This is a genomic window from Pseudomonas sp. F-14 TE3482 (genome assembly GCF_053629455.1).
The window spans coordinates 6,031,996-6,053,050 of the sequence record NZ_JBRJII010000001.1 but is presented as its reverse complement, the minus strand read 5'-3'; the positions used below and the strand labels follow the sequence as shown (position 1 = coordinate 6,053,050).

General features: G+C 60.3%; 21 protein-coding genes. 15 read left to right on the top strand and 6 right to left on the bottom strand.

The features are described from left to right. Positions 1 to 112 precede the first annotated feature (112 nt). From AB7M26_RS27505 to AB7M26_RS27460, 10 genes are all read left to right on the top strand, one after another. Positions 113 to 1,138, top strand: coding sequence for an NAD(P)H-dependent glycerol-3-phosphate dehydrogenase (locus AB7M26_RS27505; RefSeq protein ID WP_123495919.1), 1,026 nt, complete (start codon positions 113 to 115; stop codon positions 1,136 to 1,138). Positions 1,139 to 1,168: 30 nt separating this feature from the next. After that, positions 1,169 to 1,516 (top strand): DUF4389 domain-containing protein, encoded by a 348-nt coding sequence (locus AB7M26_RS27500; protein ID WP_008011673.1) that lies wholly within the window; start codon positions 1,169 to 1,171, stop codon positions 1,514 to 1,516. Further along, the gene (gene sixA / locus AB7M26_RS27495) at positions 1,513 to 1,965 is read left to right on the top strand and encodes a phosphohistidine phosphatase SixA (protein ID WP_429387063.1); all 453 of its coding nucleotides are present in this window, start codon (positions 1,513 to 1,515) and stop codon (positions 1,963 to 1,965) included. The genes AB7M26_RS27500 and sixA overlap by 4 nt, the downstream gene beginning before the upstream one ends. 168 nt (positions 1,966 to 2,133) lie before the next feature. After that, positions 2,134 to 3,801 (top strand): AMP-binding protein, encoded by a 1,668-nt coding sequence (locus tag AB7M26_RS27490; RefSeq protein ID WP_429387060.1) that lies wholly within the window; start codon positions 2,134 to 2,136, stop codon positions 3,799 to 3,801. Positions 3,802 to 3,833: 32 nt separating this feature from the next. After that, a complete protein-coding gene (locus AB7M26_RS27485) occupies positions 3,834 to 4,277 on the top strand; it encodes a hotdog fold thioesterase (RefSeq protein WP_123495925.1) in 444 nt (147 codons plus the stop codon). 300 nt (positions 4,278 to 4,577) lie between these two features. Then, positions 4,578 to 5,384 carry an alpha/beta fold hydrolase gene (locus tag AB7M26_RS27480; RefSeq protein WP_123495927.1) on the top strand — a complete coding sequence of 269 codons (807 nt, stop codon included), beginning with the start codon at positions 4,578 to 4,580 and terminating at the stop codon, positions 5,382 to 5,384. Beyond that, complete coding sequence (locus AB7M26_RS27475; RefSeq protein WP_429441052.1) at positions 5,381 to 6,235, top strand: alpha/beta hydrolase; 855 nt, start codon at positions 5,381 to 5,383, stop codon at positions 6,233 to 6,235. Before AB7M26_RS27480 ends, AB7M26_RS27475 begins: the two co-directional genes overlap by 4 nt. A 50-nt stretch (positions 6,236 to 6,285) precedes the next feature. Continuing rightward, positions 6,286 to 6,945, top strand: coding sequence for a glutathione S-transferase family protein (locus AB7M26_RS27470; RefSeq protein WP_429387055.1), 660 nt, complete (start codon positions 6,286 to 6,288; stop codon positions 6,943 to 6,945). An 8-nt stretch (positions 6,946 to 6,953) separates the two neighbouring features. Next, positions 6,954 to 7,760 (top strand): DUF4892 domain-containing protein, encoded by an 807-nt coding sequence (locus tag AB7M26_RS27465; RefSeq protein WP_192345661.1) that lies wholly within the window; start codon positions 6,954 to 6,956, stop codon positions 7,758 to 7,760. Positions 7,761 to 7,842: 82 nt separating this feature from the next. Then, positions 7,843 to 8,898: an AI-2E family transporter gene (locus AB7M26_RS27460; protein WP_429387052.1), complete on the top strand. Its 1,056-nt coding sequence runs from the start codon at positions 7,843 to 7,845 to the stop codon at positions 8,896 to 8,898. Positions 8,899 to 8,924: 26 nt separating this feature from the next. On the opposite strand, the gene lapD is transcribed toward AB7M26_RS27460, so the two are convergent. The 4 genes from lapD to AB7M26_RS27440 form a co-directional block, all read right to left on the bottom strand. Next, on the bottom strand, positions 8,925 to 10,865 hold the full coding sequence (gene lapD, locus AB7M26_RS27455; protein ID WP_429387050.1) for a cyclic di-GMP receptor LapD: 1,941 nt from the start codon (positions 10,863 to 10,865) through the stop codon (positions 8,925 to 8,927). A 22-nt stretch (positions 10,866 to 10,887) separates the two neighbouring features. Continuing rightward, the gene (gene lapG, locus AB7M26_RS27450) at positions 10,888 to 11,595 is read right to left on the bottom strand and encodes a cysteine protease LapG (protein WP_123495939.1); all 708 of its coding nucleotides are present in this window, start codon (positions 11,593 to 11,595) and stop codon (positions 10,888 to 10,890) included. A gap of 250 nt (positions 11,596 to 11,845) precedes the next feature. Beyond that, positions 11,846 to 12,241 (bottom strand): YbaN family protein, encoded by a 396-nt coding sequence (locus AB7M26_RS27445; RefSeq protein ID WP_123495942.1) that lies wholly within the window; start codon positions 12,239 to 12,241, stop codon positions 11,846 to 11,848. 10 nt (positions 12,242 to 12,251) lie between these two features. Then, on the bottom strand, positions 12,252 to 12,839 hold the full coding sequence (locus AB7M26_RS27440; protein ID WP_205887150.1) for a UPF0149 family protein: 588 nt from the start codon (positions 12,837 to 12,839) through the stop codon (positions 12,252 to 12,254). Positions 12,840 to 13,273: 434 nt separating this feature from the next. Here AB7M26_RS27440 and recQ point away from each other — a divergent pair, with 434 nt between their 5' ends. The 4 genes from recQ to AB7M26_RS27420 all read left to right on the top strand — a co-directional run bounded on the left by recQ (position 13,274) and on the right by AB7M26_RS27420 (position 18,244). After that, positions 13,274 to 15,400, top strand: a complete 2,127-nt coding sequence (recQ, locus tag AB7M26_RS27435) for a DNA helicase RecQ (RefSeq protein WP_429387047.1) — start codon at positions 13,274 to 13,276, stop codon at positions 15,398 to 15,400. A 121-nt stretch (positions 15,401 to 15,521) separates the two neighbouring features. Continuing rightward, positions 15,522 to 15,956, top strand: coding sequence for a MarR family transcriptional regulator (locus AB7M26_RS27430; protein ID WP_429377564.1), 435 nt, complete (start codon positions 15,522 to 15,524; stop codon positions 15,954 to 15,956). 128 nt (positions 15,957 to 16,084) lie between these two features. Further along, positions 16,085 to 17,896, top strand: a complete 1,812-nt coding sequence (locus AB7M26_RS27425) for a FimV/HubP family polar landmark protein (protein ID WP_429387044.1) — start codon at positions 16,085 to 16,087, stop codon at positions 17,894 to 17,896. A gap of 60 nt (positions 17,897 to 17,956) precedes the next feature. Then, on the top strand, positions 17,957 to 18,244 hold the full coding sequence (locus tag AB7M26_RS27420; RefSeq protein WP_123495945.1) for a SelT/SelW/SelH family protein: 288 nt from the start codon (positions 17,957 to 17,959) through the stop codon (positions 18,242 to 18,244). On the opposite strand, the gene AB7M26_RS27415 is transcribed toward AB7M26_RS27420, so the two are convergent. After that, entirely contained in the window at positions 18,238 to 19,131 is an 894-nt protein-coding gene (locus AB7M26_RS27415; RefSeq protein WP_429387040.1) for a DMT family transporter, read from the bottom strand. The two genes, AB7M26_RS27420 and AB7M26_RS27415, sit on opposite strands and share 7 nt — an antisense overlap. Positions 19,132 to 19,311: 180 nt before the next feature. Then, the gene (locus AB7M26_RS27410) at positions 19,312 to 20,097 is read right to left on the bottom strand and encodes a helix-turn-helix transcriptional regulator (RefSeq protein ID WP_429387037.1); all 786 of its coding nucleotides are present in this window, start codon (positions 20,095 to 20,097) and stop codon (positions 19,312 to 19,314) included. A 136-nt stretch (positions 20,098 to 20,233) separates the two neighbouring features. Between AB7M26_RS27410 and AB7M26_RS27405 the strand changes: the two genes are divergently transcribed. Then, positions 20,234 to 21,049, top strand: a complete 816-nt coding sequence (locus AB7M26_RS27405) for a UDP-2,3-diacylglucosamine diphosphatase (RefSeq protein ID WP_095051704.1) — start codon at positions 20,234 to 20,236, stop codon at positions 21,047 to 21,049. The last annotated feature ends 6 nt before the right edge of the window (positions 21,050 to 21,055 follow it).

The following is a 21,055-nucleotide window of genomic DNA, read 5'->3' as shown; positions in this document are numbered from 1 at the left end:
GTTTTCTTGGTCTTCTTCCTACAAGTGTCGGTAATTGACGCTGGGGCTGGCCGCGACCGGGCCGCTCCGTATAATGCCGGCATCGCCACTGGTATGGATTAACGGATTGCATATGACTGAACAGCGCCCAATTGCGGTCCTGGGAGGCGGAAGTTTTGGTACCGCCGTGGCTAATCTGTTGGCCGAGAATGGGCATCAGGTCCGGCTGTGGATGCGCGACCCCGAACAGGCCGAAGCCATTCGGGTCAATCGTGAGAACCCGCGTTACCTCAAAGGCATCAAGATTCTTCCGGCAGTGGAAGCGGTCACAGACCTGCAAGCCACCCTGGAGGCCTGCGACCTGTGCTTCGTCGCGCTGCCGTCCAGCGCGCTGCGCTCGGTATTGGTCCCTCACGCCGAACGTTTGAGCGGCAAACTGCTGGTGAGCCTGACCAAAGGCATCGAAGCCCATACGTTCAAGCTGATGAGCGAAATCCTCGAAGAGATCGCCCCGCAAGCGCGCATCGGCGTGCTGTCGGGCCCGAATCTGGCCCGTGAAATCGCCGAGCACGCGCTGACCGCCACGGTGGTCGCCAGCGAAGACGAAGCGCTTTGCCAAAGAGTCCAGGAAGCGCTGCACGGCAAGACCTTTCGTGTGTACGCCAGCGCCGACCGCTATGGCGTGGAGTTGGGCGGGGCGTTGAAAAACGTTTACGCGATCATCGCCGGCATGGCGGTGGCGTTGGGCATGGGTGAAAACACCAAGAGCATGCTGATCACCCGGGCATTGGCGGAAATGACCCGCTTCGCGGTGAATCAGGGCGCCAACCCAATGACGTTCCTTGGGTTGGCGGGCGTGGGCGACTTGATCGTGACGTGCTCCTCGCCCAAAAGCCGGAATTACCAGGTCGGGTTTGCCCTCGGTCAGGGTTTGAGCCTTGAGGATGCGGTGACGCGTCTTGGCGAAGTCGCCGAAGGCGTGAACACCCTGAAGGTACTCAAGGCCAAGGCGCAGGAAGCAGGCGTGTATATGCCGCTGGTCGCCGGATTGCATGCCATCCTCTTCGAAGGGCGCACGCTGGAGCAGGTCATCGGTCTACTGATGCGTGCCGAGCCTAAAACCGACGTCGATTTTATCTCCACCAGCGGTTTCAACTAAATACCCCATCTACAGGGCAGGGAGCGAAACATGAATGATCCGAAGGTAGAAGCCAAGTACGAATCCATCCTGCTGCGGGTGCTGTGGATGATTGTCTATGTGCTGGTCTGGCAAGTGGCGCAATTGATCCTCGGTGCGGTGGTGTTTGTGCAGCTGATCTATCGTTTGATTTATGGCGCCCCGAGCGCCAGCCTGATGAACTTCGGCGACAGCCTGAGCCAGTTCCTGGCGCAGATCGGTCGTTTCGGCAGCTTTCACAGCGACCAGAAGCCTTGGCCGTTCGCCGATTGGCCGACGCCGCGTACACCGGAAGGTGAAGCCCCGCACGTTGTGGCGCCAGCACCGCATCCGGCTCGAGATGAGGAACCGAAACTATGAAACTCTGGGTATTGCGTCATGGTGAAGCCGAGCCTCACGGTACTCGCCCCGACTCCGAGCGGACATTGACCGCCCACGGCCGTGAAGAGGTGTTGCGTGCTGCGGCCCAATTGATCGGCCAGCCGCTCACCGCCATTTATGCCAGTCCTTATCAGCGAGCGCAGGAGACGGCAGAAATTGTGCGCACGGCGCTCGGTTTCGCGCCGGAGATTCGCACCGTCGACTGGCTGACCCCGGATACCGATCCGGACAAGGTGGCGGAGCAGCTCGTATCGGTGAGTGAAGTCCTGTTGGTCAGTCACAATCCGCTGGTGGGCAACTTGCTGAGCTATCTGCAGCATGGCGCCGGCCATCCACCGGAAAAAGTCAGCACCGCCGGCCTGGCTGAGCTTGAGAACAATGAACTGCTGATCGGGTCGATGAAGCTCAACGGCATCAAGCACCCTTAACGTCAAAAGATCGCAGCCTGCGGCAGCTCCTACATGGGTTTTGCATTCCCCTGTAGGAGCTGCCGCAGGCTGCGATCTTTTGATCTTGCTCCACCCTCAAATAATTTAACCAAGCACTTGCTTGGTTGACTACGCTTGCTCCAGACAAAAAATAATGGAGCAAGTCGCATGTCTGCTGCTTCCCGTTTGCCATTGGACGCCTTCTACGAGCGTGAAGCCCGTCATCCCCGCCAGCGCTTTCTGGTGCAGCCGACGGGGGGCGGTCAGGTCGAGACGCTGACCTGGGCCGACGTCGGCCATCAGGCGCGCTGTGCCGCCCACTGGCTGCGGGCTCGCGAATTGCCGCAAGGCAGCCACATCGCGCTGATCTCGAAAAACTGCGCCCACTGGATCATCGCCGACCTGGCGATCTGGATGGCCGGGCATGTCTCGGTGCCGCTGTATCCCAATCTGACCGCCGATTCCGTGGCCCAGGTGCTCGATCATTCCGAAGCTGCGCTGGCATTCATTGGCAAGCTGGATGACTGGCCGGGCATGTCCGCCGGGGTCCGATCCGACCTGCCAACCATCAGCCTGCCGCTGTGCCCGGCCGGCCCCTTCGATTTCAGCTGGGCCGATCTGCAGCGCAGTTCGCCAATTCAGGACGACCCAAAACCCGCCGCCGATCAGCTGGCGACCATCATTTACACCTCCGGCACCACGGGTCAGCCCAAAGGTGTGATGCACAGTTTCGGCACGCTGGGATTTGCCACCACTCGCGGCACGCAGTTGTTTGGCTTGAATGAGTCGGATCGTCTGCTGTCCTACCTGCCGCTGTGCCACGTCGCCGAACGGATGTTTGTCGAGTTGGCGTCGATTTATACCGGGCAAACGGTATTTTTTGCCGAGAGCCTCGATACCTTTCTCACTGATCTAAAACGTGCCCGGCCGACCGCGCTGTTCGGCGTGCCGCGAATCTGGACCAAATTCCAGATGGGCGTCTACAGCAAGATCCCGGCTAAACGCCTCGACTTCCTGCTCGGCTTGCCCTTCATTGGCAAACGGGTAGGGCACAAAGTCCTTGCCGGGCTGGGGCTGGACGCCTTGCGCATCGCCTTGTCCGGTGCGGCGCCAGTGCCGCAGACCTTGCTGCTCTGGTACCGAAAACTGGGGCTGGATGTGCTGGAGGTGTACGGCATGACCGAAAGCTGCGGTTATTCCCACATCGGCTTGCCGGGTCAGAACAAACCCGGCTGGATCGGCAAGCCATGCCCGGAAGTCGAAGTGCGCATCGAACCGTCTGGCGAAGTTCTGGTACGCAGCGGCGCGACCATGCTCGGCTATTTCAAGGAACCCGGGAAAACCGCCGAAGCGATCACCGAGAACGGTTTCCTGCGTACCGGCGACAAGGGCGAGGAAGATGCCGAAGGCAACCTGCGCCTGACCGGGCGCCTGAAGGAAATTTTCAAAACCAGCAAAGGCAAATACGTCGCCCCGGCACCGATTGAAAATCGCCTGGCGGTGCATGCGCGGATCGAACAAGTGTGCGTGGTTGGCGATGGGCTGAGCGCCCCGCTGGGGTTGTGCGTGTTGTCGGCGGTCGGTCAACAGGACGCGAAGGGATCGGCCCGGGCAGGCTTGCATTCAAGCTTGGAAAAATTGCTGGAGGAAGTCAACGGCGTCCTCGACAGGCATGAGCGCTTGCGTCGATTGGTGGTGGTCAAGGACAGTTGGGCGGTGGAAAACGGCTTCCTGACACCGACCCTGAAGATCAAGCGCAACATGATCGAAGCGGCTTACGGTGCGCGCTTTGAAGAATGGAGCGAGCGTAGCGAGGCGGTGCTGTGGCAGGATTGAGCCACGAACAACTCCAGCAAAGGAACGTAACGATGAGTCTGTGGCGCACCATTCCCAACGTCGAGCAGTTGAACGCAATCGGAAAAAATACCATCAGCGAAGTGCTGGATATTCGCTTTGAAGCCTTCGATGACGAGTCCCTGACTGCCAGTATGGTCATCGACCATCGCACGCATCAGCCCTTTGGTTTGCTGCACGGCGGCGCCTCGGTGGTGTTGGCCGAAACCGTCGGCTCGATGGCCAGTTACCTGTGCATCGACGCCAGCAAGTTTTATTGCGTGGGCCTGGAAATCAACGCCAACCATTTGCGCGGCCTGCGCAGTGGGCGAGTGACGGCGGTGGCCAAGGCGATTCACATTGGTCGCACCACTCATGTCTGGGATATCCGTTTGAGCAGTGATGAAGGGAAGGCCAGTTGCGTGTCGCGGCTGACCATGGCGGTGGTGCCATTGGGTGAGAACCCGCCGGCGCGTTGATTCCTGATCAAGTCAAAGACTCATGGCTGGAAAATTTTTGTGGCGAGGGAGCTTGCTCCCGCTGGGTCGCGAAGCGGCCCCAACCCGGAATACACCGCTCTCTGGTCACACCGCATTCGCCGGTTTTGCGGCTGCTGCGCAACCGAGCGCGAGCAAGCTCGCTCGCCACAAGATTTTCAGTGAATGCTGAATGGTCATAGCCCTGACCCGACTGTCATCATTCCTGTCAGTTACGGTCATTGCTGTAGGACTCCGTCTTACGGACAATCAACCCCCGTTCTCGCTCATGGATTTGCAGGTATGTCGCAACAGATATTTTTCGCCCACGCCAATGGCTTTCCTTCGGGGACCTACGGCAAGTTGTTCGCGGCGCTGGCGCCCGAGTATCAGGTGACGCATCTGGAGCAGCACGCCCATGACCCGCGTTTTCCGGCGGACGACAACTGGAACAATCTGGTGGACGAACTGATCCATCACCTCAAGCAGCAACCGGAACCGGTCTGGGGCGTCGGCCATTCCTTTGGCGGCGTCTTGCATTTACACGCCGCGTTACGTTGCCCCGAGCTGTATCGCGGCGTGGTGATGCTCGATTCGCCGGTGCTGACCCGCGCCGATCAATGGGTAATCCGCGCCGCCAAGCGCTTCGGTTTCATCGATCGCCTCACTCCGGCCGGCCGCACATTGGGACGACGGGAAGAGTTCGCCGATCTGGACGCGGCCCGCCTGTATTTCGCCGGTAAAACCCTGTTTCGTGGCTTTGATCCGGAATGCTTCGACGCCTATCTTCAACATGGTTTGCACACTGTCGGCGGCAAGCTGCGCCTGCGTTTCGACCCGGCCACGGAAATCAGCATCTACCGCGGTGTGCCCCATACCAGCCCCGGCCGTGCACGGCAGTTGAAAGTGCCGCTGGCGGTGGTTCGCGGGCACAAGAGCCGCGTGGTGATGCGTCATCACGCCCGTTCCGTCGGGCGCATGCCCCTGGGTGAGTCCTTGACCATGCCCGGTGGCCATATGTTTCCCCTCGAACGTCCACAAGACACGGCCACGCTGCTGAAGAATCTGTTCAGTCGCTGGGAAGGTCGCCGCCAACAGGATTGCGCATGAACAGCGTCGTCGAAGAAGTTCGCCTGAGCCTGCCGCATATCGAGTTGGCGGCGCACTTGTTCGGTCCCGAGGACGGCTTGCCGGTGATCGCCTTGCACGGCTGGCTGGACAACGCCAACAGCTTTGCCCGGCTGGCGCCCAAGCTCAAAGGCTTGCGCATCATCGCGCTGGACATGGCCGGGCATGGTCACTCGGGGCATCGGCCGAACGGCGCCGGTTATGCGTTGTGGGACTACGCCCACGATGTGCTGCAAGTAGCCGAGCAGCTGGGATGGAAACGTTTTGCGCTGCTGGGACATTCCCTGGGGGCGATCGTCTCGCTGGTGCTGACCGGGTCGTTGCCGGAGCGGGTCACGCATCTGGCCTTGATCGATGGCGTCATTCCTCCTACAGACAAAGGCGAAAACGCCGCCGAGCGCATGGGCATGGCCCTGCAAGCGCAGCTGGATCTGCGGGAAAAACGCAAGCCGGTCTACAACACCCTCGACCGCGCCATCGAAGCACGAATGAAAGGCTTGGTGGCGGTCAGTCGCGAAGCCGCCGAACTGCTGGCCCAGCGCGGCTTGATGCCGGTGCCCGGCGGTTATACCTGGCGCACCGACAACCGCCTGACCCTGCCATCGCCGCTACGTCTGACCACGGAACAGGCTATGGCCTTCGTCCAGCGCGTCGGTTGTCCCGCACACCTGGTGGTTGCAGCTGACGGAATGCTCGCCAAACATCCAGAGTTGCTGGAGCGTCTACCCTTTAGCCGGGAACAGTTGCCTGGCGGCCATCATTTGCACCTGAATGACGAATCCGGTGCAGACCTTGTCGCAGACTGTTTCAATCGGTTCTTCGCCATTCCTTGACTTGCGTCGGGCAACTGTCGAGGCTGGGCGGGTTGAAATGGGAGACAACCATGATAGATCTGTACACCGCTGCGACCCCGAATGGCCACAAGGTCTCTATCGTGCTCGAGGAACTCGGCCTGCCCTACACGGTGCATGCCTTGAGTTTCGACAAAAAGGAACAGAAGTCCCCGGACTTTCTCAAGATCAATCCCAATGGACGGATTCCGGCGATTGTCGACCGCGCCAATGGCGATTTCGCCGTGTTCGAGTCCGGTGCGATCCTGATTTACCTCGCCGAGATGACCGGCAAACTGCTGCCCCAGAACCCGAAAGGGCGCTCGGTGGTGCTGCAGTGGCTGATGTTCCAGATGGGCGGAATCGGCCCGATGCAGGGCCAGGCCAATGTGTTTTTCCGCTATTTTCCGGAAAAGCTCCAGGGCGCCATCGACCGCTATCAACATGAAACCCGGCGCTTGTATGAAGTGCTCGACACCCGTCTGCAAGCCGTAGAGTTCCTGGCGGGCGAATACAGCATTGCCGACATCGCGACTTTTCCGTGGATACGTGGCCATGAATGGTCCGGTGTCGCGGTGGATGGCTTGCCAGCCTTGCAGCGCTGGATGGCGACCATGGAGGCGCGCCCTGCGGTACAACGCGGTCTACTGGTGCCCGAGCGCATCGATGACGACAGTGTCATCAAGGGCGCCCAGGCCATGCTGATTCGATGAGTCTATCCATGCGTTCTCTCAGTCTTCTGGCGCTGTGTTGTTTCAGTCCTCTGTTATTTGCCGCTGATATCCCTGGCAGTCAGGACTTGCCGATCGTGCCGCGTATGGCCGATGCGCAGATCGTCGACTATCGCCCGGCTGTCGAGCTTGAGCGGATCTACCCGCTGGGTTCGATCCGCAAGATCAGTGGCCAGCTGCGCTTTGACGGCCAAGTCACCGCCCGGGGTCAAACCACCTCGGTGACTTACGAGTTGCCACCGGAGCATTCCTCGACCGATGCCTTCACCACCGCTCGCGAAGCCTTGCAGAAACAGGGCGCCGAGTTGCTGTTCTGGTGCCAGGCCCGGGATTGTGGCGAAAGCAGTCTGTGGGCCAATGAAGTCTTCGGCAACGCCAAGCTGTATGGCGCCGATAATCAGCAGGCTTATCTACTGCTGCGTCTGGCAGCCCCTCAAGACAACACACTGGTGGCGCTCTACAGCATCACTCGCGGCAATCGCAAAGCCTATCTGCACGTCGAGCAGTTCGACGCTGCTGCACCATTGGGCGATTTGGTGCCCACTTCCGCGACCTTGCTGCGACAGCTAAAAAGCACTGGAAAACTCGATTTCCCCAAACTCGGCGGCGACCCGGACGAAACCTGGCTGCGTCTGATTTCCCGAGGCCTGAACCTGGACACCACTCTGCGCGTTAATGTTTCGGGGCCCAATGCCGAAACCTGGCGTCAGGCGCTGATCGGCCAGGGCGTACGGGCGGCACGGATGGAAACCGGCAACGTCGAAGGCTCTGGTCTGCACTTCGAGCTGTTGCGATAAGCTTCATTGGGCGAGCGCGTTCTGCGCGTTCGCCTACTCTTTGCTGACTGACTTTTTCGTCTGACTTTTTTCAGGATCATACATGCCCAATAACGATCGGCTGTTGGTGCAAATTCTGCTTCTGGTGCTGTTTGGCGCGAGCTTTTGGGTGATGGCGCCGTTCTGGTCGGCGCTGTTCTGGGGCGCGGTGCTGGCGTTTGCCAGTTGGCCGCTGATGCGTTTGTTGACCCGTTGGCTCAATGGCCGTGAATCCCTGGCGGCGCTGGTACTGACACTCGGCTGGATGGTGCTGGTGGCGGCGCCGCTGGTGTGGCTGGGGTTCAATCTGGCGGACCATGTGCGCGATGCCACGGTGCTCATCAAGGATATACAGGTCGATGGACTGCCTGAGGCGCCGACCTGGCTGGGCGGTATTCCCTTGGTCGGCGAGCGGTTGGTGGGTATCTGGAACAGCATCGATCAGCAAGGCGCGGCGATGATGCTGGCGATCAAGCCTTATCTGGGGCAGGTCGGTAACTGGTTACTGGCGCGCAGTGCGCAGATTGGCGGCGGAATTCTCGAGCTGACGCTGAGTATTGTGTTCGTGTTCTTTTTCTACCGCGACGGGCCACGGTTGGCGGTGTTTGTTCATGGGCTGCTGGAGCGGCTGATCGGTGACCGTGCCGGCTATTACATCGAGCTGGTGGCGGGTACCGTGCAGCGAGTGGTCAATGGGGTGATTGGCACCGCGGCGGCTCAGGCTATTCTGGCGTTGATCGGCTTCCTGATTGCCGGTGTGCCCGGAGCGTTGGTGCTGGGGGTCGTGACCTTCCTGCTCAGCCTGATTCCGATGGGGCCGCCGTTGGTGTGGATTCCGGCCACGGCGTGGTTGGCCTGGAAGGGCGAGTACGGGATGGCGGTGTTCCTTGGATGCTGGGGGACATTCATTATCAGCGGCGTCGACAACGTGCTTAAGCCGTACCTGATCAGCCGGGGCGGGAATTTGCCGTTGGTGATTGTGCTGCTCGGGGTGTTTGGCGGGTTGATCGCGTTTGGATTTATCGGTTTATTCATCGGCCCGACATTGCTGGCCGTGGCTTACAGCCTGCTTACCGATTGGAGCAAGAGTCAGGTTCGGGTTGAGGATCGCCGGCCCTGACCTATGGGAGCCTGCTTGTGGCTGGCTCACATCGGCTCCGGCGGCCCAATCAATCTTCCCATCACCCCAAACAAACCCAGCTCCCGAATGACCTCCAATTCGCCCTGCGTTTCCACCATCTCGGCAATCAACGGCAAATCAATGCTGTTGGTCGCCCGGAAAATCGCCTCGATGAACAGGCGCTTGTCAGTCTGTTCATCGATACCCCGTATGTAGGCTCCGTCGATTTTCAGGTAAGCCAGCCCCAGTTGCGTCAGGTTGCCGATCTGGCTGAAGCTGCCGCCGAAATGCTGCAACCCGATGCGGTAACCGGTGTTGAGCAGGCTGTGGCTCAGGCGTTGCAATTCTTCGGGGGGCGGCAGTTGGCGTTCGTCGATTTCCAGGATCAGCAGCGGCGCGAGTTCTGGCAGTGATTCGAGCAGGTCGAGGATATGTTGCAGCTGCGCCTGATCGCGCAGGGTACTGCCGGACAGACTCAGCGCAAGGGGCCAACGGTTGGCGGCCAGGTATTCGAGGGTTGTTTCGAGCATCGCCAGATCGAATCGCGCCGACCAGCCAAGGCGTTCGATCCACGGCAGGAAATGCCCGGCGGCAATCGCCTCGCCCTGCGGATCGAGCAGGCGAGCGAGGACTTTGTGGTGCAGCACCTGGCTAGTGTCGGCGCACTGCACCACCGGTTGGAAATACAACTGCATCTTGCCCTCGGTCAGTGCCTCGTCGATCCAGCTGCGCCAGTCGTGTTGGGAATGGTTCGGCGCGGTATCGGCGTGGGCCTGGTATATCCAGGGGCGCTCGGGATGTTGCCGGGCCTGGGTCAGCGCCTGATCGAGGCGTAGCAGCACCTCACTCGCCGGTTCGCCGGGGTGATAGGCGACCACGCCCAGGTGCGCCACCGGCATACAGTCGCTGGCGCCGGTAAGACGCAGGTTTTCCAGGGTGGCGCTGATTTCGCTGGCCACGCGTGCAGCATCCTTGCTGTCCAGGCCTGGGGTCAACAAGCTGAATTCGCCGCCGCGATTGCGTGCCGCGAGCCAGGTTCGACGCTCCGGCGGTTGCGTCAGGCGCTTGAGCAATTCGCCGACGGCACTGATCAGGGCATCGGTGCGCTGGCCGCCCAAGCGTTGGTTGAGGCCGATCAGGTCATTGATCCGCAGCATCAGCAAATGACCGTCGCGGCTTTGCTCGGAAACCAGTAATTGGTCGGCCAATTGTTCATCCAGCAAGCGCCGGTTCGCCAAGCCTGTCAGGGCGTCCTGATAAGATTCGGCTCGCAGATTTTCACTGCGCGCGGCCTCCTCGGCGAACAGCGCTTTGAGCTTTTCGACCATCTGGTTCATGGCCAGCACCACGCGTTTGAGCTCCGGTGTGCGCGGCAGTTTCGGCAAACTGCGGAATTCGCGTTTGCTGATGGCTTCTGCCTGTTTGACCATGTTGTCGAGCGGGCGCAGTTGTCGGCGCAACAACCAGCCACCGAACACAGCGCTGAGCAGTCCGCAAATCAGTAGCCAGATCAGGCTGCCGAGGGTGCTGTCCCAGAGTTTGGCCAAGGCGAATTGCGGATTGCTCAACACTTCGACTCGCGCCGCCTGCTGCCAGCCACGGGTGATCAGTGCGTCACCACCTTGCGGGCGCAGATTGACCACGCTCACAAACCACTGCGGAACGCCTTCTATTTGTGCGGGTGCGCTGCGTTCCACCAGCACCTGTTCATTTTCGATGTCGATGACCCGGATGCTGCTGAAATAACCACTGTCGAAAATCGAGCTGACCATCAATTCGATCATCGCCGGGTCGTCGATCTGTGCCGTCAATGACAGGCCCAGCGCCGTGGCGGCGTCCTGGGCATGGGAGCGTAACTGGCTAAGCACCTGCTCACGGGAGCTCTCCAGGCTGACAAAAAAACTGCCGCTGAAAGCCACCAGCAAGAACAGGCAAATGGCCAGGAACAACTGTTTGCGCAGTGACATAAAACGCTCCTTGCTGTAGCGGCTAGCCTTCGCCCACGGCGAACCCTTCGATTTGCATCTTTTGCAGCACGTCTTGCCAGCGCGACAGTTTTTTCGAGTCGCTGCTGCGTTTGCCGCCATGGGCTCCCGGCAAGTACAGGCCTTCGGCGTTGAAGGCATACACCGGCAGCAGGTCTTTGCGTTGGGACGCGGGGCGGATCTCGCCGATCAGGTTATCCAGCACCAGCGGATCGGCTGTGGGGCTGCTGTAGAAGGTCAACACCATGTGCGCCTGATTCTGGTTCAGGGCCTTGACGTAGGTGATGCGCAGTTTCTCGCTGGGAATTCCGAGGTGACGCAGGCTGAAATATTTCGCCAGGGCGTAGTCTTCACAGTCGCCAGCGGCTTTGATCAAGGATTCCACCGGCGTGGCCCAGTAATCAGTCTGACGCCAAATGCGCATGTCATCCTGAAAATTCAGTTGTTGATTGAAGAAGCGATTAACCGCGTTCAGTTGTTCGCGCTCAGGCTGGTTCAGTTCGCTTTGCAGCAATTGACTCCAGGCCTCGATCCGCCCCCGAGCCGGGCCAAGGGGGCCGTAGCGTTTTTCAGCCGTTTGCAGAATCTGCGCAAAATCACGGTCGGCCCGGACACTGCCCAACCCGACCAGCAGAAAACTCATCAGCAGCAGCCATCCGCCGAACCGAAGTCGGAGCGTTGACCATCCTGGGCTACGCGGACTGCGGGACATGTCTGGCTGCTCGAGTGCAGATGTCTGAAGTCTAGGCGTTGATTTGGGCGGGGTAGGGCAGGTCGTCGGACGAAAGGACGTCAGCAGTTTGCTTACTGTGGCGAGGGAGCTTGCTCCCGCTCGGCTGCGCAGCAGTCGTAAAACTAGCTCATGCGATGTGTCAGGAAAAATTGGGTCGCAGGGTTTGGGGTCGCTTCGCAACCCAACGGGGCAAGCCCCCTCGCCACAGAAGTCCTTCATTGCAGAAGGATCAGGGTTTATGCAGGGTTTTCTGCTTGAGGATATAAACCGTCACCAGCACCGCACTGGTCAGCATGAACCCCCGCGCCCACGGCAGCGGTACCAGATAACAAGAGAACAGGATGCTCGCCCACATCAGCCCGATCGCATAGACCTTGCCTTTGAGCGGAATGCCATTGCCATCCAGGTAATCGCGAACCCACGGCCCAAGCCGTGGGTGCTCCACCAGCCACTGATAGAAGCGTGGCGAACTGCGGGCGAAACAGGCGGCCGCCAGCAACAGGAACGGTGTGGTGGGCAGCACCGGCAGGAAAATCCCGATCACCCCCAGCGCTACGCTCAGCCAGCCGATGGCCAGCAGCACGTAGCGCAACATCAGGGGGCGGTTGCCTATGGGGTTGTCCATAGGCAAAACCTTAGTGGTGACGTGGCTTGAGAATCGCCGGTTTTTCGTCTGGCGCGTTGCACAGCAGGTACAGCGCGGTCAGGGCTTCCGGGATCTGCACGATCATGTCGTCCATCAGGTTGGCGTCGGCCGCGATGTCGGAGAATTCAGGCTGTTCGTCGAACAGACCCGAACCGACCATGATCGGCAGCAGCATTTCGCTGACTTCGTCTTCGGCGGTTTCGAACCAGGCCGCTTCGCGCAGGAACACGCCTTCCATGAAGCCGATGCACCAGCCGCGCAGGTCGGAATCGTCCGGGTCGTCGCCCAGGTCGAGCTCGCATGGCAGCTCGAACTCTTCGTCGGACGCCAGTTGGCGGGCGATGTGTGCCTTGAGCAGCAGCAGGGTGGATTCGATCGCTTCACGCTCGGTGTCGTCGGCGTAATGCGGCTCTTCGGCGAAGAGCGCGTCGATCCATTCACGGTCGGGAACGCTCTCGGAACAGATCGACAGCGCGGTGAGGTAGCCGTGGGCGGCCACGTAGTCCAGCGCCTCGTCATGCAGCTCGTCGGCGTCGAGGAAGACTTGCAGGCGGGTTAGTTGCTCAGCGAAGGACATTAAAGGGCTACCTTGGGGAATATACGATGCGGGAATTCTAGGCCTTCTTGAGCGCTTGGGCCAGCCGCGCGGCATATTTGCAGCCTTGCGGGGGGATTCTGTGGTTGTCGATACCGCCAGTCTGGCCCAATCCCTGTGGGAGCGGCGGTGCGACGATTCGACTTGCCCGCGATGAGGCCGGTACTTCCAATACATTTTTCGCCTGACACGCCGCCATCGCGGGCAAGCCCGCACAGGTATTGCATTGCGTTCCTCTTCTCAGCGGCGCCCTTTGCAGGGGAGGGCTCGGGTATACTCGCGCGTTTTGTGATGCCCTGCTGGCGTCACGGCTGAGATATGCAGCGTCATGCAATGCGCACTTACGATTTGTCGGTGCAGCTTTCATGATTCTGAACCAGCCTTGCAGGGATGTTTCGGTGATTTTTGGAGTTTTTATGCTCGAACAGGCTCAACGCGTCCTCAAGGACATCTTCGGCTACGACAGTTTCCGTGGCCGTCAGGGTGCAATCATTGAGCGCGTGGCCAGTGGCGGCGATGCCCTGGTGCTGATGCCTACCGGGGGCGGCAAGTCCTTGTGCTTTCAGGTGCCGGCGCTGCTGCGCGAAGGCCTGGCGGTGGTGGTGTCGCCGCTGATTGCGCTGATGGACGATCAGGTCGCGACCCTCGAAGAGCTGGGTGTCGCCGCGGCGGCATTGAACTCCACGCTGAGCGCTGAGCAACAGCGTGATCTGGCAGCGCGGATCAAGCGCGGTGAGGTGAAAATGCTCTACCTGGCGCCCGAGCGCCTGGTTCAGCCACGGATGCTGGCCTTCCTGCAAAGCCTTGAAATCGCGCTGTTCGCCATCGACGAAGCGCACTGCGTGTCCCAATGGGGTCACGATTTCCGTCGGGAATACCTGCAACTGGGCCAATTGGCGCAATTGTTCCCCAACGTTCCGCGCATTGCCCTGACCGCGACCGCCGACAAGCGCACCCGGGAAGAAATCGTCGATCGCCTGCATTTGCAGGATGCCGAGCGTTTCCTCTCGAGTTTCGACCGCCCCAATATTTTCTATCGCATCGTGCCCAAGGAACAGCCGCGCAAGCAGTTGCTGGCGTTCCTCGCCGAGCGGCGCAGCGACGCCGGCATTGTTTACTGCCTGTCGCGCAAGAAGGTTGATGAAGTAGCGGTGTTCCTCAGCGAGCAAGGTTTTCCGGCGTTGCCATACCATGCCGGCCTGGCCAACGACACGCGGGCCCATCACCAGAAGCGCTTCCTCAACGAGGAAGGGCTGATCATGGTCGCCACCGTAGCGTTCGGCATGGGCATCGACAAGCCTAACGTACGTTTTGTCGCGCACCTCGATTTGCCGAAGTCCCTTGAGGCCTATTACCAGGAGACCGGTCGCGGTGGTCGTGACGGCCTGCCAGCGGATGCCTGGATGGCGTACGGCCTGCAAGACGTGGTGATGCTCAAGCAGATGCTGCAAAACTCCGAAGGCGACGAGCGCCACAAGCGTCTGGAGCAGCATAAGCTCGACGCCATGCTCTCGCTCTGCGAAGAAACCCGCTGCCGCCGCCAGACCCTGCTCGCGTACTTCGACGAAGACATGCCCGAGCCCTGCGGCCACTGCGACAACTGCGTCGACGGCGTGCAGACCTGGGACGCCACCGAGCCGGCCCGTCAGGCGCTGTCGGCAATCTACCGCACCGGTCAGCGTTATGGCGTCGGTCATCTGGTTGACGTGTTGTTGGGCAAGGACAACGAAAAGGTCCGCAGCTTCGGTCATCAGCATTTGTCGGTATACGGCGTAGGCAAAGCGATGGGGGAGAGCGAATGGCGCTCCTTGTTCCGACAACTTGTTGCCCGTGGTCTGGCGGACATCGACCTCGAAGGCTACGGCGGCCTGCGCCTGAGCGATACCTGCCGGCCATTGCTCAAGGGCGAAGTGACCCTGGAACTGCGCCGCGACCTCAAGCCGCAAACCACCGCCAAAAGCAGCAAGAGCCAGGCCAGCCAACTGGTTCGCGGTGAAGAACGCGAACAGTGGGAAGCCTTGCGTGCACTGCGCCGCAAACTGGCCGAAGAGCATGGCGTGCCGCCGTACGTCATCTTCCCCGACTCGACGCTGCTGGAAATGCTCCGCAGCCAGCCAACTTCGCTGGCGCAAATGGCCACGGTCAGCGGTGTCGGCGCGCGCAAACTGGAACGTTACGGCGAGGCCTTCCTCGAAGTGCTCGGCGGCCAGGTCGAGGCGCCGAAAGTGGTGGCCGATGTGCGTCACGAGTTGATCACGCTGGCCCGGGCCGGCATGACTCCGCTGCAGATCGCCGGTCAGTTGCAATGCTCGGAAAAGAACGTTTACACAATGCTTGCCGAGGCTATCGGCAAGCAGCAGCTGTCACTGGAACAGGCGCTGGACTTGCCTGAAGAGTTGATGGGTGAAGTTCAGGACGCTTTCCTCGACGGCGAGGGCGAGTTGCCATCGGTGTCAGAGATTGCCGCGCTGTTCGCGGGAAGAGTTCCGGAAGGCGTTTTGTATTGCGTTCGTGCCGCCCTGCAGTCGGAATTCGAAGTCTGAATGACCTGCGGCATAGATGTAACGATTCAGTACAGGAGCAAGCCTTGCCTATAGCCAAAGGTCATGCTTAGCTGACTAATAATTAGCTTTTCTCTATTTTCAGTCTAACCATGAGTGTTTTATGCCGTTAACCGATCAACACCGCTTTGGCATGCAACTGGCCCAGATGTCTCGGGGCTGGCGTGCCGAACTGGACCGCCGATTGGCTGGCCTGGGTCTGTCCCAGGCGCGCTGGCTGGTGCTGCTGCATTTGGCACGTTTCGAGACTGCCCCCACCCAACGTGAACTGGCGCAAAGCGTCGGCGTCGAAGGGCCCACTCTGGCCCGACTGCTCGACAGCCTGGAAAGTCAGGGCCTGGTGCAACGCCAATCCGTGCTGGAAGACCGTCGGGCAAAAAAAATCGTCCTCTGTGCCCCGGCCCGGCCCTTGATCGAACAAATTGAAACCATTGCCACTCAATTGCGCCACGAACTGTTCGAAGGCGTTGATGAGGCGGATTTGAAAATCTGCATGCGCGTCCACGGGCACATCCTGGGTAACCTGGAAAAATCTTGAGGCATAACCACGCGCCGGACTTTTGAGATACCCCGTTGGGCAGACTATAAAGAACTACTAGGCAATATCGTGTTCGTACCGGATGTGCGAATACGTACAGGTTGGTTCAGGTTATCTAAGGGATGCTCATGCTCGAGAGTTGGCACGTTGTATTGCGGTGTTGCACCAGGCTGCTGCTGGTCGGTGGTGCTGTCACTTACTCGGCATTGGCCCCTGCGCTCGGGTTGGGTGAGATCACCCAGCATTCGGCGTTGAATCAGCCGTTCAATGCCGACATTGCTTTGGTGGACGCTGGCGGCCTGGCGGAGGGCGAGCTATCGGTCAGCCTGGCGACGGCGGACGAGTTCAGCCGCGCCGGTGTTGAGCGGGTGTTCTTCCTCAACGACCTGAAGTTCACACCGATCCTGCGGGGTAACCGCAGCCTGATCCGGGTAACTTCCAGCAAACCGGTCAATGAACCCTTCCTGAATTTTCTGGTGCAGCTCAATCAGCCCAACGGGCGTTTGCTGCGCGAGTACACAGTGCTGATCGATCCTCCGGGGTCACCGGGCATTGTTCCCGTCAACGACGACCCCGCGCCGCGCCCTCAGTCTTCCGCGTTCCCGTCCGTCGAACCGGCTGTTGCACCGCCACCTGCTGCGAAGGCGGCGACGCCCAAGCCTGATATCGATAAACCAGCTGCCGTGCCCGGGAATGATGCTATTGCCGAACAGCTGGCCGCCAGCGTGCTGCAGAACCAACAGTTGCAGAAGACCATCGATGAACTCAATGCCAAGCTTCAGGCTCAGGACGAGCAGATCGCCGGCCAGAAAAAGCAGGTGATCGAGCTGCAAACCCAATTGGCGGAAGTCAAACAGGCGCCGGTAGAGCCGGTCGTGCCCCAGGTGACGGCACCGGTGCCCGTTGTAGGAGAGGAATCTGAATCGACTCCGTGGCTGCTGATCATCGGGTTGCTGGCACTGGTGGCGTTGCTATCGCTCGCCGTCTACATTCGCCGCCAACGACAGCAGGCTCAGGCTCAGGTCCAGTCCGAGCCGTTCCCCGTGCTGCCGTCGCGTCATGAACCGGTGCTCAGCCGCGCAACAGAACCGGCCAGTCCGGCGCCCCGGCCGCAACCGCTAGCCGGAGCGGCCGAAGAGATTCCCGCAGGCGACGTGCTGGAAGGGGTGGGCATCTATCTGGCATATGGCCGTTTGTCCGAGGCAGCCGGTTTGTTGCGAGATGCGTTGGTCAGGGAACCCCAGCGCACCGATCTGGCTGTGCAGTTGTTGGAAGTCCTCGGTAAACAGGGTGATGTGCAAGCTTATGACGCGCAGGAAAGTAGCCTGCGCGACGCCGGGTTCGATGCACAGCAACTTCAGGACATCCGCGCCCGGCATCCGAAACTGATCAGCGCCGCACCGGTGGTCGCCGCCGTGGCAGTGGTTCCTCCCACGCTTGCAATCCCTGAAGCGGCACCGAGCGATGAGTTCCAGTTGAACCTCGATGACCTGTCGATGGATTCGAATTGGGACCTGATCAGCCCCTTCGAAAACTCATCATCCAGCGCTAAACCGTCGAATGAGCCAGAGCAGGTAGACGACCCCGGGTTCACCTCGAATCTACATGTGTTGCCCGATGTTTTCGAAATGCCCGAGGAGCCGACGCTGGACGAGCCCGAGCTTGAATGGATCGCAGAACCTGACGCTCAATCTCTGGACGAGACCTTTCTCAACGAATTCAGCGATCCCGGCCAGCCGCTGGAGCTTGAGCCGCTCAGTGCTGAATTGATGGATCTTGAACCGGCGGGGCCTAGCAGTGCGGGTAAACTTGAACAGGCCCAGACCTGCATCGACGACGGCGATCTGGACAGCGCCATCGAACTGCTTAACGAGCTGCTCAAAGAAGGTGACGAACCGCTCAAAGAGACAGCGCGGACTCTGTTGGCCGGTATTCGCTGAAGATTTTCGGTTATGCGGTTTATCATGGCGACGCCCCCAGGCCCAGGAGTTTTGCCAATCATGACCGTACGTAAACCGGAAATCGTCATCACCTATTGCACGCAATGCCAATGGCTGTTGCGCGCTGCCTGGCTGGCCCAGGAACTGCTCAGTACCTTCGGCGACGATCTGGGCAAAGTATCTCTGGTGCCCGGCACCGGCGGGGTTTTTCACATTTTCTGTGACGATGTGCAGCTCTGGGAGCGCAAGGCCGACGGTGGTTTTCCCGAGGCCAAGGTGCTCAAGCAGCGGGTCCGTGATCAGATCGATCCGGACCGCGACCTGGGCCACAACGACCGCACTCAGTGAGACGGGGCTTGCGCCGCCACGGCGTTCTTGCTTGAACTGCCGGACAACCGGCTGGAAACCACGATGGCCACGATGATCAGCGCGCCGCCAATCAACATGCGCAGGGTCGGATTTTCATCGAACAACAACCAGGCCAGGGTGATGCCGTAAACCGGCTCCAGAGCAAACACCACTGACGCGGTACGGGCTTTGATCACCGCCAGGCTGGCGACGAACAGGCTGTGGGCGACGCCGGTACAGAACACCCCGAGCAGGCCGATCCACAGCCAGTCGATGGTGCTCACTTCGCTCAATTGGGGGGCCGCCACCGGCAGCAGGCAGATCGCAACCACCACGTTCTGACACAGCGCAGCCTGCACTGGCGGAACTCGTCCAGAACTGGCACGGTTGGTCAGGGACAGCAGGGCGAACAACAAGCCGGAAGCCACCGCCCATAGCAGGCCAGTGGTGGCGCCGCTGGCCAGATCGAAATCCGGTGTGACCAGCACCAATCCGATGCTGACCAGCACCACCAGCAGGATTTCATTGGCGCGGATGCGCTCGCGGAAGATCAGCCCTTCGAGGATCACGGTAAACGCCGGGAAACTGGCAAACCCCAGTGTCGCGATTGCCACCCCGGCGACCTTCACCGCGATAAAGAAACTCACCCAGTGCCCGGTCAGCAGCAAGCCACTGAGCAGCAGGCGACGCAGGTCCACGGCGTCGAGTTTCTGCCAACGGGTACCGCTTGCGAACCGTGCGAAAAACGCCAGGGCGAGGACGGCAAACGCGGCACGGCCGAACACGATGATGGCCGGCGAAGCGGCGGCGAGTTTGCCGAATACGCCGGTCAGGCCGAACATCAGTGCACCGATATGCAGAGCGCCAAGGGCGGTACGGGGAGTCATTGCAATCCTTGATAAATGTATTGGACCAGACCATTGAACCGCGCAATGACTTGCCGTGTCTGTCGGCAAACTATCGTCTCTTGTCGCCGGCCTCGCGCCTGACGGATTTTTTGCCCTAACACCTGCCAGTCAGGCCTGGCACTGTACCTGTGGCGAGGGAGCAAGCTCCCTCGCCACAGGTTACTGATTGCTCGTTCTATCTATTAGCCAACCGGTATTCGCCTCGCGGCGTAATTTACCGGGCGAGGCTCCGAACTCACGCAGCATTGCCGCGGCGAACGCACTCTGCGAGCTGTAGCCGACCCGACAGGCGATTTCGCCAATGGGCAACGCCGAATCGCGCAACAGGCCCACGGCAATGTGCAGACGACGACTGCGAATGTAGTCCATCGGCGTTTGCCCGCATTCCGCCACGAACCGCGCATGCAACCGGGCACTGGACAGGCCGGCAATGCGCGCCAGGTCGGCGACTTGCAGTGGATAGGCCACGTATTGATCGATGTGCGCATTCAACGCCGCATAGGGCAGGCGCCGACCGCCCACACTGTCGGGTTTGGCGTTGTTCAGGCTGGCCAGCAATAGCACCGCGCCTTGCTGCGCAATCAGCGGATCACTGATCTGACTGCCCGCCAGCCAACTCACCAGTTGGCTTTGCCCGGCGTCCAGCGACAGGCGACCGGCATTGTCGAGCAAGCGGCGGCTGGCTTCGGCGTGATCGCCAAGGGACTGCGAAACCCACTGGTCGCTCGGCACATCCAGCACCAGGCAACGACTGCCGTTGGCGCTGCCGCAGGCATGATGAAAACCGGACGGCACGACTATGAAACTCTGTTGCACCACCTGACTGCCACGACCGTCGACCTCGAAATCCAGCGCACCCGACAGCCCGAACACCAGTTGCGCGTGGTCATGGCTGTGGACGATCAGGTCGTGGGTGTATTGGCGTAGCGTGAGGATCGGTCTCATCGCAGGTCTCCTGTGCAGGTCGCCAGTCTACACCGGGTGCGGCCCGACTCGCGTTGTCACAGGACTGACTTGCGATTGTCATGGGCAGTTAACTCGACCGGCGCAAGCTTGCCAAAACTTGTCCTGAGGGTTGCCCATGACCAGCGCCGAGCTCGCCAAACCCAGCCGTAAGCAACGTGTGCGGACCTTGTGGATTTCCGATGTGCATTTGGGCACCCGGGACTGCCAGGCCGAACACCTGTCGCAATTTCTAAAGGGCTACCACGCGGACAAGGTCTACCTGGTCGGCGACATCATCGATGGCTGGAAACTGCGCAGCGGCATGTATTGGCCGCAGGCACACACCAATGTAATCCGTCGCCTGCTGACCATGAGCAAGCGCGGCACAGAAGTGATTTACGTTACCGGCAACCATGACGAATTCCTGCGCCGTTATTCGAAGCTGATTTTGGGCAACATCCAGCTGGTGGACGAAGCCGTGCATGTGACCGCCGATGGCCGTCATCTGCTGGTGATTCACGGCGACCAGTTCGACGTAATTACCCGCTACCACCGCTGGCTGGCGTTCCTCGGCGACTCGGCCTACGAATTCACCCTGACGCTCAACCGCTGGCTCAACCATTGGCGTGCCCGTTATGGCTACGGCTACTGGTCGTTGTCGGCGTACCTCAAGCACAAGGTCAAAACCGCCGTCAGCTTCATCAGCGATTTTGAAGAAGCCATCGCCCACGAATGCGTCAAACGCGAGTTGCACGGGGTGGTGTGCGGGCACATTCACCATGCCGAGATTCGCAAGGTTGGCGGGGTGGATTACCTCAATTGCGGGGATTGGGTGGAGTCGTGCACGGCGCTGATCGAGCATTGGGACGGTTCGATCGAGTTGTATCGATTGGCCGATGCCCAGGCGCGGGAGGCCGAGTTGAAGGCGGTCAAGGTCGCCGAGCCGGCATGAACCAGA